The organism is Shewanella sp. HL-SH5 (assembly GCF_051163755.1).
In the GTDB taxonomy this organism is placed as follows: domain Bacteria; phylum Pseudomonadota; class Gammaproteobacteria; order Enterobacterales; family Shewanellaceae; genus Shewanella; species Shewanella glacialimarina.
In genome coordinates this window covers 3,334,629-3,348,087 of record NZ_CP195038.1, presented here as the reverse complement: position 1 = coordinate 3,348,087, position 13,459 = coordinate 3,334,629, and the positions used below count along the sequence as shown (strand labels likewise).

The following is a 13,459-nucleotide window of genomic DNA, read 5'->3' as shown; positions in this document are numbered from 1 at the left end:
ATATTATTAACTTACCATTGATAAACTAATATTGAATATTAAAACGCGCAAAACGTGTCAGGGCACGGATCATCGGTGCTTTACTTCGCTGGTCAATAAAAAACTGTTTTTGAGTAGAAAACTTTTTGAAGTGGCGAATATCATCGACAATATGTACCGGACGGCATTCAAACTGACTTGATAAGTGAAGTAATGTTTCAGCATTAAAAGAGAATGACTGTAGCATTTTATTGGAAATATCGTTTTTTCTAGCAACGGTGAGCGCTGATCTGCGATTAATTTGACCGTTAACTCTGTCTTTCAAACGTTTTTTATGTTGTTTCCAGGTGTCTTTGTCAGTTAAAGAATGTATATCTTCAATAATTTGGTTGGGATCACAATCAAACTTCCTCGCAATATTTGCGATTATCTCCATAGAAGTAACATTGACTCCTTTAATAGTGAGATAAACAATATAGTCGCGGCGATCATTGGCTTTTTCAATTTCTTCATGGGTTGGATTTAATGCGTCGTTGGCAAGGTTTTCAGTTTGTTCTACAGATGCAAGCAAGCTCTCGAGTGAAAGCGTTTCAGCTTCTGCATCAGCTTGTGAATGTTGATATTCATTTTGTTTCTTCATCTTTAGTCGCTACTTTTGGTTACTCAGTTTGGGTATTTGCTTTGTTTGTTGCTAATGCTATTCAGTATGCAATCAAGTAACTTTGGCTATTAGGCAAATACTACGTGAAGTCCCTTGCTGTGGAAATATAAAATCGATAATAGTTTATGTTTTTCAATTTTGAATATTCAGTTACGTTATTTTTGCTATTTTTGTTATCGAGTTGGTTTTAGATTGTTTTGAGTCTTGTTGGTTTGTTATTGATAGTCGGTTGAGTCAATTATAGCGATATAACACTCTGTTACTTTTTAAATGACATAAATTGCATAAAATCCAGCAAGCTAACTTATTGCGTGTTAACTTATCGTTAACATTTTGGCTGTCATTATAAATGTAATGATAACCATAATAAATTTGGTATGTGATATTTCAAAAGGCAGGGATATGATTAAAAAGTCATTAAAATGGATTGGTGTAGGGACCTTAGGTCTGGTGACATTGGGCGGCGGGTTTGCTGCACATGAATGGTATGCAGAAAAACCGTTTTTGTTTAGAGCCTATTTAGACCGTGCAATGGTTAAAATGGCCTTTGAAGACCCTGAAACATTAACCTCCTTAGGCTTTCTCGAATCCGTTGGTATAACAGGTCATAACGCTCATTTAGATAATGTCGACCCTGCTAAAGATCAAGCCATGTTTGATGAGTTAGCCGAATTTCGTAAAGGATTAATGCAATACCAAGATGCTGATTTAGATGAGAATCAACAGATATCTAAACAAGTGGCTTTATATTTACTGGATATGTTGGATGAGTTTGAACAGTATCAATATCATAATTACCCAGCTAACCAGATGTTTGGTATTCAAAGTGGTTTCCCCAGTTTTATGGAGTCGACTCATCAAGTTAATACCCTAGAAGATGCGCAAAATTACTTATCGCGATTAGGCGAAGTTAATCGTAAATTTGGCCAGTATTTAATTGGCCTGAAAAAACGTGAACAAATGGGGATTATTCCACCCAGATTTGTGATTGACCGCGTGTTAGATGAGATGCGTGGTTTTGTTGCAACGCCTGCGACAGAGAATATTTTGTATACCTCATTACAAACTAAAATGGATAAAGCTGAGGCGTTTAGCGATCAAGACAAACAAACTATTCTAACGCAAACTGATGTTGCTATTCGTGATTCAGTTTACCCAGCCTATGGCTTGTTTATTGATTACTTTGATGACTTAAAAACTAAAGCGGGCACTGATGATGGTTACTGGCGCTTACCGGATGGAGATAAAGCCTATAATTTGGCATTGCGATTTTTTACCACAACAGACTACAGCGCTGACTATATCCATGACTTAGGTTTGTCTGAAGTGGCGCGCATTCATCTCGAAATGATGACTATTTTTGAAGGCGAAGGCGTTGATGTTTCCAATGGCTATTTGGCCGCAATGAATGAGTTTTCTGCCCGACCTGAGTTTTATTATGAAGACTCAGATGAAGGCCGTGCGCAAATTCTAAAAGACTATCAAACCATTTTAGATGAAATTGACCAGGGGCTAGGCGATACATTTAACATTCGTCCTAAAGCGGGTATGGAAGTAGTGCGTATTCCTGAATTTAAAGAGAAAACAGCACCAGGTGCGTATTATCAAGGTCCATCTTTAGATGGATCTCGCCCAGGACGCTTCTTCGCTAACTTGTATGATGTCAAAACGACGCCTAAGTACGGGATGAGAACTTTGGCTTACCATGAAGGTATCCCGGGGCATCATTTTCAAGTAGCGATAGCGATGGAACTGGAAGGTATGCCGCTTATTCGCCGCTTTGCTCCTTTTACCGCCTATATTGAAGGTTGGGCACTGTATGCTGAACGTTTAGCCTATGAGCAAGGTTTTCAAAAAACACCGGCGGATAATATTGGCCGTTTAACCGATGAGTTACTGCGAGCGGTAAGGTTAGTTGTCGATACCGGATTACACGCTAAAAAGTGGACCCGTGAGCAGGCTATTGAATATATGGCTAATAATACAGGCCGCGCCGAACGCGATGTGGTGTCTGAAATTGAGCGCTATATTGTCATGCCGGGGCAGGCGACGTCTTACAAAGTGGGTATGATGAAAATTCTCGAGCTGCGTCAAAAGTCGAAAGACAGCTTAGGGGATAAGTTTGATTTGCGTGAGTTCCATGATGCCGTGTTAAAGAATGGCGCTATGCCACTGGATTTACTTGAGCGAGTGATTGACACTTATATTGCCGCTAAGCTAGCGGAAACTAAGTAGGTGAATTTAGCGATAGCTTAGCTAGAATAATCAATTAACGATAATTATCACAATAGTGACTTGATTAGCGTGTTAAAAACCAGTTGAATAACAACTGGTTTTTTTATGTTTTTATTTGCGTGATAGTAGATTTATTTATCCCTTAATCTCACCCACTTATTATTGCAGGCGGTTAAATGGCTTCATTAACTAAAAGGCTTGGGTTATTTTTAGATGTAGTGCAGCAAGGCTCGTTTAGTAAGGCTGCATCGCTTCATGATATGGACAATTCGTTACTGTCTAAGCAAATCAAAAAGCTGGAAGCGGACTTAGGGGTACAGTTACTTAATCGCTCAACTCGGTCATTTTCATTAACATCGGCAGGGGAAGATATACTTGAACAAGCTCAGGTACTCATGGAGACTTTAACTCAAATTCAAAATATTGCCGACTCCTATCAATCTGAACCTAGGGGCAATATTCGTATTACCTCGTCGATTAACTTTGGCCAGCAATATCTGCAACCTGTTATCAGTCAATTTATGAAGCAATATCCAAACGTAAAAGTGACTTTGTCGTTAGATGACAAACGGGCCGATATTATTTCTGAACACTTCGATGTGGCATTTCGGTTAGGCAAGTTAACCGATTCTAATCTGGTTGCTAAAAAAATCGCTAAAACGCACTTTGCCATTGTGGCCTCAGAAGCTTTTATTGCAGAGCACGGACAACCTGCAACACCAGAGGCTTTAATTCGCTTGCCTGCGGTTATTTATAACAATGGCAATGTGTGCTTAGATCAAATGTTACTTAGCACACCGCCAGATAGCGATAGCTATAAGGTGTATACGATGCAAGGTAATTACCATGTCAGTGATGTACGCACATTAATTAATGCCGTCACTGATGGATTAGGGTATGCGATGATTGATTTATTTAATTTAGATAAACCAATAATTGAATCTAAATTGGTGCCACTTCTTACAGAATATGGCTTATCTACAGTAGATACTGGCATTTATGCTATATATCCACATCGTAAACCGACTATGCTAATTAGTGAGTTTATTAAGGCCGTACAAGAGCATATAGGTACGCCGCCATTTTGGCTCGAATACATGCCTCATTATCAGAAAATGTATAAAGGCAATTGATAAAATCAGGATGTTAGTGTGTATTTTGCATAGGGCATTTAGCATTGTGCATGGGTTAAATTTTACTTAACTTGAGTCGATTATAATCACTCACTTGGAAACAATATGTGGAACACGTTTCGTGCTTATCAATCTTCAATAATATTATTAACCGCTTTGATGATGGGTGGCGCACTAGGGTTATGGCTGCCTGATTTTGCACTGAAATTAAAACCTATTGGGCAAATTTTTCTTAATTTACTCTTTATGATCATAGTGCCGCTGGTGGCGGTAAGTGTGATGTCTTCTATTGCTCGCATGACGGATTTAAAAAAGTTAGGCGCAATTCTGATTTCTATTATGGCTGTTTCCATTGTGATGGCGATGATCCCCGCAATCGGTATCATTCTACTTGCCTCTGCATTTGATCCCGCACAAGGGGTGACATTAGCATTAGCTGAAACAGTAGATAATACTGGCGGCAGTATGGACTTTGTCAGCCTATTAACAACCAATGACTTTGTTGGCTTGTTGTCTAAATCCAATATATTGGCGCTCATCATTATGTCGGTTATCAGTGGTATTGCCATAGGGCAGTCAGGCGAGGATGGCCGTAAAGTGGCAGATTTATTAGATAGCCTTAATACCGTTATCATGAAGATTATTGCGATCATAATGTACGCGGCCCCGATAGGGTTAGGGGCGTACTTTGCGGCAACGATGGCAAGCCAAGATGCAGCATTAATGGGCACATTTGCACGTGCTGTAGGGCTGTTTTTTATTGCGACAGCTTTTTATTTAACCGTGGGCTCGACATTTTATGCATGGCTGGGTGGCGGTGTTGAAGGCATAAAGCGCTTTTGGCAGAACATGTTAGAACCCGCAGTCACTGCGTTAGGTACCAGTTCATCGTTAGCCACCTTGCCTGTGACGATTCGCAGTGCAAATAAGATGGGTTTGAATGAGCAGATAGCTGAAATTAGTTTGCCTTTATTAGTTAATTTAAATAAAGGCGGTGCAGCTATGATCACCGCATTAAAGATAGTGTTTATTTATTCATTGTTGGGCTTAGATTTCAGTGCCGATGTCTTTATGATTACCGTTTTGATTGCTGTTTTGTCGGCATTTATTATTGGTGGCGTACCTGGTGGAGCATTTTTAGGTGAAATTTTTATTGTGACCACTTTAGGCCTACCACTTGAAGTTATCCCTATTTTAGTGGTGCTTGGGGCGATTACCGATGCCGCGTCGACGGTGATTAATGTGGTACATGATTTAACGGCAACCCAAATTATTGAGCGACTTAACGGTAAGCATTACCAAACGAAAGCATAATAGGTTGCATGAGTATAAAACCTAATATTGCCGAACCTATCGCCAGACATACACAGGCCAGTATTACACGGCTGAGCGCTGTATTGGCGGCGTTAAGGATATTGATGTGAAAAGCGCGGGATCTAGCAAGGTAAAGTCTTACAATCATTGGCCTGCCATTATTGTGGTTGTTATATTATTTATTGCAGCTTCAGTGGCTGTGGTGAGTATTAACCAAAGCCATCAGCAAACAAGCCCTGAAACTTGGACCGCTTTTATCTATAAAAATGGATACCAATCGGCTAAATATCAAATGGAGGATGGCTTTGATGATTATCAAATGTGTAAAGACTATGCTGTACAGCAATCTGAAAAGTTTGATAATGCACCTTGGCAGTGTGGACTTCGTTGCCGTTTTGACTCTATGCGTCAAGGATATCAATGTGACAGTATGGAGAATCATTAGCAGATTACTTGCCTTAGTGAGCCGCAATGTACCGAGAAGCGAGTATGTTTTGGTCTTTTAAAATACCAATAATGCAGCCTAACGTTACCGCATAAACTAAAAAGCATAAGCGCGAGCTTATGCTTTTTATGTGTAAACTTACTTGTTGTTTAAAGCTTGGTATTAGACGCGGGTGCAGCGGCACTTTTGGTTAAGCTACAAGGTGATTCACCTGGGCCGACCAACAATGATGGGTCGATATTGGCATTACACTTCCAGTTAATCAATCCACCATCATTATTGCCAATGCTAGGAGTAAAAGTCAGTTGTGAGTCTTCGCCATAATATTTCGCCAGTTTTACAACAACATCACTTTGCTCTGATAGAAAAATATCACTTATTAACGGATGTGCTTTAAGGTCATTAATAGGTAAATCAATCTTATCTGATGGTTTTGGTAGTCTTGATTTGTCGCTATAAAACTGTGATACCGACATTTTAGCCAGCTGGCTTAAATCAACAATAGAGTTTAGCTGTAGCTTAAGGTTAAGGCCATTATAGTTACTTTGTGCGTCCTGCTTAGTTGCCACAAACCTAGCATCTGTATTTATCGCAGGTGCTGCTGTTATCGGTGCTGCAGTTATAGGTGCAGCTGTTATAGGTGCTTTAGTAGCAGTTGATACCGTCTGTACCACTATTTCATCAGGTTTTGATGCGGCTTGCTCAGATACCACTGATTTAGATTGTGCCGTTATGGCCGCTATCTCGGCGTCATTTGCCTTAGGTTGAGATATCTGTGTAACCGCTTGCTTGGCTATCGCATTTATATTTGAAGGCGCTTGTTGAGCTGCAATTAATTTTTGTGTCACTTCATCTATTGCATCATCGGCACCTAATGTTACCCGCAACACCTGTGATGCCTTATTTGATGGCGTGTTTTGGGCTATTTCAGTTGCAGTATTGTCATCGACTGATTCTATATCTGCGTCTGCTAGGGCTAGTTGAGTAACCTCTGGCTCTGTTGATATAGGTTTTTCGTTCAAAGTTGATACCGCAGGGCTTGGATTAACTGATGTTAGGGCTAGGTCTGTGTGAGATTCTTCAACGAGCTGTTTTTTGTCGGAAGCAACCTTGGTTGGCACAGGTTTTTTTGCTTCTACGACAAGCTCAACTGGCACCGCTGAGGTCACTTGTGAGTCATTCATTGCTTGAGTATCTCTTTCCTTCGAATCTAAAGCCTTAGTATCTATCGCCTTAGTATCTATAGCTTTTATGTCTTTAGGTTGCTCAATAAGCGCTGCTGTCTCTTGGGGGATTAATTGGGTCTCACTCGGTAATATACGATTAGCTACTTGTGACTGTGTTGTTGCTTTTTCTGATTCTGTAGCTACCTGCTCGTCAGCAACAGTTGTCTGCTCGTCTATGGTAGAGATGTTAGCTGCTGCAATATTAACTTTGTCAGTGGCGACACTATTTGTATCGGCGATATCAAGACTTTCAGCATCAACAGTTGTAGAATCAGTAGGCGCTTCAATCTTTGTTGCTTTGATGGCGAGTTCAGGCCGAGGTGGCGCCTTAATGTTGCTAAGTTGATTAAACGCCTGATCTAATGCTTTCATTAGCCTTGTGTCAGCCATTACCATCGGCATAGTTGCCATGGTTTCTGTTGCTAATGTCTCTATATCTTCAGCTTCGACATTTGTTGCATCAATACTGCTGTCATTCTGTGCTATTTCAGTTGTATCGGTAACTGTGGTTTTAGCAGTCGATTCTATAGTCTTAGCAGCTACTTTCTGCTCTGTGTTTATAGTTTCTACTTTATCACCACTTTCAACTTTTGAGGCTAAAGCGAGTGCTTCATCTGCTTTGTCTGATGTGTCTGTAATATTAGCAATAACCTCAACTTCAGTGTTATTGCCGTTAGCGGTACTGCTTTTGGCTACAGAATTATCTACAGGAGGCTTTTCTTCAATAGATTGTTCTATAATAGGCTGTTGTATCACTGGTTTTTCGGTTGCTATTACACTGGCTATTTCCGCAGTGAACGGCGCATTAGTAACGTCTTCTATGGCTGTTGTTATTTGTGTAACAGCGCCAGTATTAGTACTAGCATTGATGCTGTCGATATTCGATAAAGCCGCTTTTTCTAGCTCTTCTTCAACAGTTGTTCCCTTGGTCATAGCATTTTCAATGACTTTATTAGTCACTTTTAACGCTGCTAGCGCTTCGGCCTGTTCCTTTTTTATAGCTGCTTCAGCTATAGCAGCTTGAGCTATCGCAAGAGTGGCTTTACTTGACGTTATAGATGTTGAATCTGAATCTGAGTCTGATTTTGTATCAGATGTCGCATCAATACTATTGTTAGCGACAAGGTTTTCTGGTGTTTCTGATTCTTTTGTTTCTGAAGCTCTTGTTTCTGTGACTCCTGTTTCTGAAACAGGGGCCGCTTCAGTAAGGTTTTGCTCTGCAATAATTATTTCATCAGCTTGTACGACTTTATCGTTATTTGCTGTTTGAATATCTTCTTGGGGTAATAAATCCTTTGCTGATTGTAAAATAGAAGAAAATGTTTGTGATGCTGACTCTTCAATTGCAGCCAAGTCGATATCTTCAATACTGAAAGGGAGATCAGGTAAGTCTTCTGCACTAGGGAGTAGTGCTTGCGCTGAATCAATCATGCTACTAAAGGTGCTTGTCGCATCTTGTTGTAAGGCAGTAAAATCAGTAGAAGCTATTGTGGTGGCAAAGGTTTTTTCACTAGGATCTTTTGGGCTGCCATCATTTAAAAACACCACTTTCACTGTGACACTGATGATGAGTAATAGCGAAATATTAATTAACCATTGATTAAGATCACGCTGTTTATTTTTCTGTCTTTTTTGAGGCTGTACACGGGTGATATTTTTATGCTTGGCGATGACATCACGAGCGATATCTTCAATTTCCTCACGATCGATTGAAGTCACCTCATCTAAGGCTTCAATATAATCGAGTGGTAATTCGATATTATCAGGGTGTTGTGTCCCATGACGAAGTGCGTCTACTTCTAGAACGCGATTTTTAATTTCTTCGATTAGGGGGTTCTGTTGGCTAGGTTGACTAGCTTCGTTCATGGGTCTTTATCCTTGCAAATCTTCAATCGATAATGATAGTTTTTTTATTGTTATTCTATTTATCGTTATATTCGTTAACATATATTGCTATTTTATTTGTCGGTAACAAAGATGCCTGCAATAGTGTTTTTAGAAGTGTATTTTGCACATAGGAAAAAGAAAAATAAGTATAAATTATTTAATTACAATGAATTACTGTATTAATATCTTCCGTGACATTTTTATGTAGACACTTTTTCCAAATGCTTGAGGCAAAATGAGCGCATGCACACTTCTTTAGCAGCGCACAAGATAACCTAACTAGGCTCATCAATTCAAATTTTTTAACAAATTATTATCATTTGTTGCGATTGAAGTGTCATAAAGACGTCTATAGCTATTTATGACCATTGAATTATCAATAAAGACAGTGGTTTAATTGTGAGCAGTTGAGCGTCATTATTTTGTTCGATTAACTAAGCTCTGTTCAAATTATCACTCATTTAGTGTCTGTAATAGGTTGATTTAAGTCGTTTAACAATCCTCACCATGGCAAGTGTTCAATTTGTCCTGCTGCTGTTTATCTTTTGCCAGCACTTGACGTAAATCTTCGCTGCGTTGTTTCACCGCCACGCCATAGCTGTGGTCATCACCCCATAAGTCAGCGAGTAGGGTTAATGATTCATTATCGTGTTTAGAAAATAACTGCCCAGCGCGTTCTGAATCAGCCTGGCTGTGACCTAGCAGTGTTAACGCATCGACACCTAGATTGAGTGCCGAGTCAAAGGTTTCCCGTTTAAAGTGACTAACACCGATACGAATGAGCTCATAGGCGTGGCGCCTATCAACTGCGCGGGCGACAATTTTTAAATGGGGATAATGTTTACGGGCTAATGTGGCTATTTCAATAATTTTATCGGCATTATCGACTGCGATAACGAGCATTTTGGCATTTTTGGCCCCAGAGGCTTCAAGTAAGTCTTGTCTTGCGGCATCACCATAAAATACCTTGTTGCCAAAGCGTCTTAACACTTCTATTTGGCTTGGGCTGTGGTCTAGTACGGAAATATGGTAACCCTGTGCTGACAATAAACGTCCGACAATTTGACCAAAACGACCATAGCCTGCGATGATCACCTGTTGGGTCGCTTCTATATCGGCTGGTTTATCAAAATCAGCTTGAGTTGTAGTGGTGTGCTTGTTGATGACTTTGTCATAAAAAATCAATAATAAAGGGGCCATCAGCATAGAGATAGCAACGACTAAGGTGGTCATTTCACTTTGCTCAGGCGTCAGTATTTGTAGTGAGTTTGTCAGTGATAACAATACAAAGGCAAACTCGCCACCTTGAGCTAAGGCTAAGGCAAATAACCACTTTTGCTTGGTTTGCATCTTAAACAGTTTGGCTAACATAAATAGCACACTGGCTTTAATGGTTATCAAACCTATGACTAACATCAATACTAAAGCCAACTGTTCAAACAACAATGGGAAGTTTATTGATGCGCCCACCGTAATAAAAAATAACCCCAGTAATAAGCCTTTAAAGGGTTCTATATCCGCTTCTAATTCATGTCTAAACTCGCTTTCCGCTAATACCACTCCCGCCAAAAATGTACCCAGTGCCGGTGAAAGGCCAATACTTTGCATAATAAAGGCAATTGAGATAACCAGAAATAGTGCAAATACTGTGAATAACTCCCGTAATCGGGTGTCTGCAATGTATCTAAACAATGGCGCAGATATGTACTTACCCGCCAAAATAATCCCGATAATTACGGTAATGGATACCGCCACTTGTAGGTAAGCAGGCAGGTTGGCAGTGATATTATTATGTGCTGTTGTGGTGGGAAAGTCGGTAAACGCCAGTAAGGGTAATAGCGCAAGAATAGGGATAACCGCGATATCTTGAAACAGTAATACAGAGAAGCTATTTTGGCCTGCTTCCTGCTGTATCCAGCCTTTTTCAGATAAGGTTTGCAATACAATTGCGGTAGAAGATAGTGCTAGCATCAAGCCGATTGCCAATGCGCTTTGCCAGGGTAATTCAAAGACAAGCAAGCAGCCGCTAAAAATAATCACAGTGGTGATGCTGACCTGTAAGCCCCCTAGACCCAATATTGAGTGTCTTAATTTCCAAAGCCTTGATGGTTGTAATTCTAAGCCGACTAAAAATAGCATCATCACTACACCAAACTCAGCAAAGTGCATAACGTCTGTTTGGTCCCCGACTAAGCCGAGTAAATAAGGTCCGATAAGCATTCCAGCAATAAGGTAACCCAGCACAGAACCTAACCCGACTCGTTTCGCTATAGTGACTGAAAACAAAGCTGCAGCTAAATAAATTAAGGCAATCTCTAACATATGAATCTCCATATTACTCGACGTACTACTATAGACTTTATTTTATAGTAGTTGGCCAATTTCTAGTTAAGCGCAATAAATAGCAGATGATTGATTGCATTTAACGAGGCGAGTAACAGTTTCTTAATTAAATTGACGTACAATAGCACTCTATTTGTTGTTGGAGATGTGTGTGTTCATCAAAATCATTATTACGTTACTGATTATTATAGGAGCGTCTTTTTATCTGCGCCGCGGGAAATCATCTATCAGTAAAACCACCCAGGCAGTAACGGAGCATTCACCGCACCCCATATTTAATAAAATGGTTATGTACGGTTTGATCACGGTTTGTATGTTGTCGACTGCGGCATTCTGGGGCTGGGGTTGGTATGACGATAATCAAATTGTAACGGTACAAATATCTTCACCTATTGAGGCAATGTCCACCCAGTACCAAGTGCGCAAAAAAGACATTCATGCCCGTAAAATTACCACGATAGAAGGGATAGAAGTACGGTTGTCTAATCAAGAAAGAGTTACGATTTCAACATCAACATCAACATCAACATCTAAATCTACAGATAAATAATGAGTTGTGGCTAAACGGCAGATATAAAAATAGAGGCCAATAAGCCTCCATTTTCATATCGATTTTTCACTGACAGCTAATCAATAGCTCTTTAACTGCTCATCAAGTGCGTTAACTCAGTATCAATCTTTTGTTTGGAACTTAATCTTAGCATTAGCATAAGGATCAACTTTACTGGTTGATGCAGGGCTAGATTTAGGTTCGCTAGGCTTAGTTTGTCTAGGCTGCGATTGCGGCTTAGGTTGACTTGCTTTAGCTGGCGCTTTGCGCTCGCCTGAGTCATTGTCACTTGGTTTAGGTGTTTGTGCTCGGTTAGCAAATTTAGCCCCTAAATCAACTAATGGCTTTTGGCGTCTAGGCGGACGATTCTTTGCAGCTGCGCCGTTTGCAGAAGTACCATCAGAACTTTTCTTCTGCTCATTATTACCCTGACGTCTTTGGTGGATTTTTTTATCCTGTCCTGAACTCGAGGTTTTAGTACGACTCGCGCTAGATTTTTGCCCTGTTGAAGAACCCGTTAATTGGGTTTCAGGTAAGGTAAAATTCGCCTCAAAGCCGATTAACACCTTACGGGGAAGTTGGCGTTGAATCAGTTTTTCGATATCACGTAATAATTTACCTTCTTCATCACTGACCAAAGACACAGCTTCACCTGATGCACCAGCACGGCCGGTACGACCAATACGGTGAACATAGTCTTCAGGCACTTGCGGTAAGTCAAAATTCACTACAAAAGGCAGTTGGTCGATATCAATACCACGGGCAGCAATGTCAGTTGCAACCATAACTTGGGCAGCACCACGCTTAAAGTCCGCTAAGGCTTTAGTACGTGCGGTTTGGCTTTTATTACCGTGAATCGCCACAGCTGAAATATTCGCTGACTCTAAGCTTTTCGCTAAACGGTTCGCGCCGTGCTTAGTGCGAGAAAATACCAATACCTGATTCCAGTTATTGATTTTGATCAGTTCGATTAACGCTGCTGACTTACGCGTTTTATCGACAGTGTAAATGCTTTGCTCAACGCTATTTGCAGTACTGTTACGTGGGGTAACAGAAATTTCAACAGGGTTGTTTACTAAGCCTTTTGCTAGCTCGCGGATCTCGACAGAGAATGTCGCTGAAAACATTAAGTTTTGTCTTTTAGCTGGCAAGAATGACAAAATTTTACGAATGTCACGAATAAAGCCCATGTCTAACATGCGATCGGCTTCATCAAGGACTAAAATCTCAAGGTGATCAAAGTTGATCGCGCGTTGCTGATATAAGTCTAATAAACGCCCTGGTGTTGCTACTAGAATATCAACACCATTTTTAAGTGATGCCAGTTGTGGCTGAATAGACACGCCACCAAACACTACAGCCGATTTAAGTGGTAAATGTTTACCATAGGTCGCGACACTGTCTTGAACCTGCGCAGCAAGTTCACGGGTAGGCGTTAATATTAAAGTACGCACATGACCGCGTTTAACTGGCGTGCCTTGGGATAATAATTCTAGAATAGGAAGAGTAAATCCCGCTGTTTTACCTGTACCTGTTTGCGCTGCAGCCATAACATCTAGACCGTTTAATACTGCAGGAATGGCTTGGGCTTGAATAGGGGATGGGGTGTCATAACCTTGTTTGGCAACCGCTTTTAAAATAGCAGCACTTAGTCCTAGGTTTTCAAAACTCATAGATTACATCTCA

At 40.4% G+C, this 13,459-nt stretch carries 9 protein-coding genes; 5 read left to right on the top strand and 4 right to left on the bottom strand.

All coding sequences use genetic code 11. The annotated features are described in order from the left end of the window. Nucleotides 1-25: 25 nt before the first annotated feature. On the bottom strand, nucleotides 26-619 hold the full coding sequence (locus tag ACRWQM_RS14605; RefSeq protein WP_434930456.1) for a hypothetical protein: 594 nt from the start codon (nucleotides 617-619) through the stop codon (nucleotides 26-28). 423 nt (nucleotides 620-1,042) lie between these two features. On the opposite strand from ACRWQM_RS14605, the gene ACRWQM_RS14600 reads away from it, so the two are divergent. The 4 genes from ACRWQM_RS14600 (at nucleotide 1,043) to ACRWQM_RS14585 (ending at nucleotide 5,767) form a co-directional block, all read left to right on the top strand. Then, nucleotides 1,043-2,875, top strand: coding sequence for a DUF885 domain-containing protein (locus tag ACRWQM_RS14600; protein WP_434928338.1), 1,833 nt, complete (start codon nucleotides 1,043-1,045; stop codon nucleotides 2,873-2,875). A gap of 176 nt (nucleotides 2,876-3,051) precedes the next feature. Then, on the top strand, nucleotides 3,052-4,008 hold the full coding sequence (locus tag ACRWQM_RS14595; RefSeq protein WP_434930455.1) for a LysR substrate-binding domain-containing protein: 957 nt from the start codon (nucleotides 3,052-3,054) through the stop codon (nucleotides 4,006-4,008). A gap of 105 nt (nucleotides 4,009-4,113) precedes the next feature. Next, entirely contained in the window at nucleotides 4,114-5,322 is a 1,209-nt protein-coding gene (locus ACRWQM_RS14590; RefSeq protein WP_434930454.1) for a dicarboxylate/amino acid:cation symporter, read from the top strand. A 106-nt stretch (nucleotides 5,323-5,428) separates the two neighbouring features. Next, nucleotides 5,429-5,767, top strand: a complete 339-nt coding sequence (locus ACRWQM_RS14585) for a hypothetical protein (RefSeq protein ID WP_434930453.1) — start codon at nucleotides 5,429-5,431, stop codon at nucleotides 5,765-5,767. 149 nt (nucleotides 5,768-5,916) lie between these two features. Here the strand turns inward: ACRWQM_RS14585 and ACRWQM_RS14580 are convergent, their stop codons facing one another. Both ACRWQM_RS14580 and ACRWQM_RS14575 read right to left on the bottom strand, forming a co-directional pair. Continuing rightward, a complete protein-coding gene (locus tag ACRWQM_RS14580; RefSeq protein ID WP_434930452.1) occupies nucleotides 5,917-8,859 on the bottom strand; it encodes a hypothetical protein in 2,943 nt (980 codons plus the stop codon). A gap of 513 nt (nucleotides 8,860-9,372) precedes the next feature. Next, a complete protein-coding gene (locus tag ACRWQM_RS14575; RefSeq protein WP_434930451.1) occupies nucleotides 9,373-11,202 on the bottom strand; it encodes a monovalent cation:proton antiporter-2 (CPA2) family protein in 1,830 nt (609 codons plus the stop codon). A 166-nt stretch (nucleotides 11,203-11,368) separates the two neighbouring features. Here ACRWQM_RS14575 and ACRWQM_RS14570 point away from each other — a divergent pair, with 166 nt between their 5' ends. Continuing rightward, nucleotides 11,369-11,773, top strand: a complete 405-nt coding sequence (locus ACRWQM_RS14570; RefSeq protein ID WP_434930450.1) for a hypothetical protein — start codon at nucleotides 11,369-11,371, stop codon at nucleotides 11,771-11,773. 122 nt (nucleotides 11,774-11,895) lie between these two features. Here the strand turns inward: ACRWQM_RS14570 and ACRWQM_RS14565 are convergent, their stop codons facing one another. Further along, the gene (locus ACRWQM_RS14565) at nucleotides 11,896-13,446 is read right to left on the bottom strand and encodes a DEAD/DEAH box helicase (protein WP_434928345.1); all 1,551 of its coding nucleotides are present in this window, start codon (nucleotides 13,444-13,446) and stop codon (nucleotides 11,896-11,898) included. Between the last annotated feature and the right edge of the window lie 13 nt (nucleotides 13,447-13,459).

What these genes read in the sequence shown, in the direction of transcription:
- ACRWQM_RS14605 (WP_434930456.1), bottom strand. Translation starts at nt 619, where the DNA reads ATGAAGAAACAAAATGAATATCAACATTCACAAGCTGATGCAGAAGCT.
- ACRWQM_RS14600 (WP_434928338.1), top strand. Translation starts at nt 1,043, where the DNA reads ATGATTAAAAAGTCATTAAAATGGATTGGTGTAGGGACCTTAGGTCTG.
- ACRWQM_RS14595 (WP_434930455.1), top strand. Translation starts at nt 3,052, where the DNA reads ATGGCTTCATTAACTAAAAGGCTTGGGTTATTTTTAGATGTAGTGCAG.
- ACRWQM_RS14590 (WP_434930454.1), top strand. Translation starts at nt 4,114, where the DNA reads ATGTGGAACACGTTTCGTGCTTATCAATCTTCAATAATATTATTAACC.
- ACRWQM_RS14580 (WP_434930452.1), bottom strand. Translation starts at nt 8,859, where the DNA reads ATGAACGAAGCTAGTCAACCTAGCCAACAGAACCCCCTAATCGAAGAA.
- ACRWQM_RS14575 (WP_434930451.1), bottom strand. Translation starts at nt 11,202, where the DNA reads ATGTTAGAGATTGCCTTAATTTATTTAGCTGCAGCTTTGTTTTCAGTC.
- ACRWQM_RS14570 (WP_434930450.1), top strand. Translation starts at nt 11,369, where the DNA reads ATGTGTGTGTTCATCAAAATCATTATTACGTTACTGATTATTATAGGA.
- ACRWQM_RS14565 (WP_434928345.1), bottom strand. Translation starts at nt 13,446, where the DNA reads ATGAGTTTTGAAAACCTAGGACTAAGTGCTGCTATTTTAAAAGCGGTT.